Origin of the sequence: Streptomyces sp. NRRL F-5122, from assembly GCF_001507435.1 — a bacterium.
In the GTDB taxonomy this organism is placed as follows: Bacteria; Actinomycetota; Actinomycetes; order Streptomycetales; family Streptomycetaceae; genus Streptomyces; species Streptomyces lannensis.
Genome location: NZ_LMWH01000055.1, coordinates 1 through 2,196, shown reverse-complemented (window position 1 = coordinate 2,196; position 2,196 = coordinate 1). Strand labels below are relative to the sequence as shown.

General features: G+C 70.7%; 3 protein-coding genes. All 3 read left to right on the top strand.

The genetic code is table 11. The annotated features are described in order from the left end of the window. On the top strand, window positions 1-144 hold a 144-nt coding region (locus ADL25_RS47970; protein WP_159044903.1), incomplete at its 5' end, for an alpha-glucosidase C-terminal domain-containing protein. Window positions 145-189: 45 nt separating this feature from the next. Continuing rightward, window positions 190-1,578, top strand: coding sequence for a maltokinase N-terminal cap-like domain-containing protein (locus tag ADL25_RS09005; RefSeq protein WP_059127140.1), 1,389 nt, complete (start codon window positions 190-192; stop codon window positions 1,576-1,578). A gap of 4 nt (window positions 1,579-1,582) precedes the next feature. Next, a partial coding sequence (locus ADL25_RS09000; RefSeq protein ID WP_416070709.1) for a GlgB N-terminal domain-containing protein occupies window positions 1,583-2,196 on the top strand: 614 nt, incomplete at its 3' end.

Genomic DNA, 2,196 nt, shown 5'->3' with positions numbered 1-2,196 from the left:
GTGGAACTCATCGGCGGAGTCCGCTTCCCCGCCATCGGCGAACTCCCCTACCTGCTCACCCTCGCAGGCCACGGCTTCTACTGGTTCCGACTCCGCAAGAACGTCCCGCAGGCCACCAAGGTGAACCTGTTCGTGGGCGGTTGACACTCCGCGCTGATCCGCCGGCCGTCAGGGAAAGGACGCGACGCCATGGCGAAGACCCAGACCGCAACGCTCCGCCCGGACAGCCTCGGTGCCGCTGCGCTGCTGCCCTCGCTCTCCGGGCTGTTGCGTGAGTGGCTGCCGCGTCAGCGCTGGTTCGCGGGAAAGGGACGGCCCGTCACGGATCTGGCGCTGTTGTCGGTGACCGAGCTGCATCCGGACTGCCTGCACGTCCTGATCCGCGCCGATCACGCCGAACCGCCGGCGATACGCGGGCCGGGCGGCGCCTCGGCCCACGACTGCTATCAACTCTTCCTGAACACAGGGGAGTCGCTGTCACCGCGGCCCTCCCCGGCCTTCATCGGGCGTGCGACCGAGGGCCCCCTCGCGGGTCTGCCGGTGTACGACGCTCTCCAGGACCCACGCTCGGCATCCCTGCTCCTGGAGCGGCTGCGCACGTCGGACACCACGGGCACGCTCCGCTTCGAGCGTGACTGGCGGGTGTCGATCCCCGCCGGACTGGCTCCGCGGCTCCTCGAAGCCGAGCAGTCCAACTCCTCGCTGGTGTACGGGGACTCCTACATCCTGAAGATCTTCCGGCGGGTACGGCCGGGAATCAACCCGGATCTGGAAGTGCCCTGGGCGCTGGCCCGGCAGGGGTGCACCCGGGTGCCCGCCCCGGTGGCCTGGTTCCGCACGACGAGCCCGTGGAACGCGACGCTCGGTGTGCTCCAGCCGTTCCTGCGCGGCGGCGTCGACGGGTGGACCCAGGCTCTCGAGGCACTCGCCTCGTCGAACGAGTTCACCGAGGAGGCCTTCGAGATGGGGCGGGCAACGGCCGAGGTGCATCTGGCGCTGGCCGTCGCGTTCCCCGTGAAGTCGCAGGGCCCGGCCGAGAGCAGTCGGCTCGCGTCCGGGATGGTGGAGCGCCTTCGGAATGCCATCCACGCCGTGCCGGACCTGCTGCCGTACGCGTCCGGACTGCGGTCGGCGTTCACCGAACTGGCGGCGCTGGATGTGCCACGGCCCGCTCAGCGCATCCACGGCGACCTGCATCTGGGCCAGGTACTGCGCGCGGAACAGAAGTGGCATGTCATCGACTTCGAGGGCGAGCCGGCCCGCCCTCTGCCCGAGCGACGGCGCTCGCAGTCCCCGGTGCGCGATGTCGCGGGCATGCTCCGCTCCTTCGACTACGCCGCCCACGCCCGACGGCCCTGGGACCCCGAGTGGGCGCTGCGCTGCCGCGAGGCGTACTGCGCGGGCTACGCAGCCGCAGCGGGGTGGGATCCCCGGGCGGAACCGGGTTTGCTGCGCGCCTACGAGACGGACCGTGCGGTGTACGAGGTCGTGTACGAGGCCCGGCACCGCCCCGACTGGCTGCCGGTCCCGATGGCGGCGGTCGCGCGACTGGCAGGCGCCGCGGACGGAGGAGGCTGACCTCGTGACTCTCGAGACCGCTGCACAACCACCGTACAGATCACCGCAGTTGGGCACTCCGGTGGCCGCGCCCGCGACACCGGGCGACCGGGACCGGCTGCTGTCGGGGACGCACCACGATCCGCACTCGGTGCTGGGTGCCCATCCCGTGGCGGGCGGGGTGGTCTTCCGTGTACTGCGCCCGGCCGCGCTCTCGGTCACCATCGTGACGGCGGACGCCTGGGCCGAGCTGCATGACGACGGTGACGGCTTCTTCTCGGGGTTGCTGGCGCTGCCCGGGATTCCGGAATACCGACTCCTGGTGGCCTATGAGGACACCGTACTGGAGTCGGACGACGCCTACCGTTTCCTGCCGGCCCTCGGCGAACTCGACCTGCACCTCATCGGTGAAGGGCGCCACGAGCAGCTCTGGAAGGCGCTCGGTGCCCGTGTGATGACGCATGGAGGAGTCCGCGGTACACGATTCACGGTGTGGGCGCCGAACGCGCGCGGGGTCAGGGTCTGCGGGGACTTCTGCCACTGGGACGGGACCGGCCACCCGATGCGTTCGCTGGGCTCGAGCGGTGTCTGGGAGCTGTTCGTGCCGGGCGTCGGTGAGGGCGCGCTCTACAAGTACGA

Coding starts and splice junctions, on each gene's coding strand:
- ADL25_RS09005 (WP_059127140.1), top strand. CDS start 190: ATGGCGAAGACCCAGACCGCAACGCTCCGCCCGGACAGCCTCGGTGCC.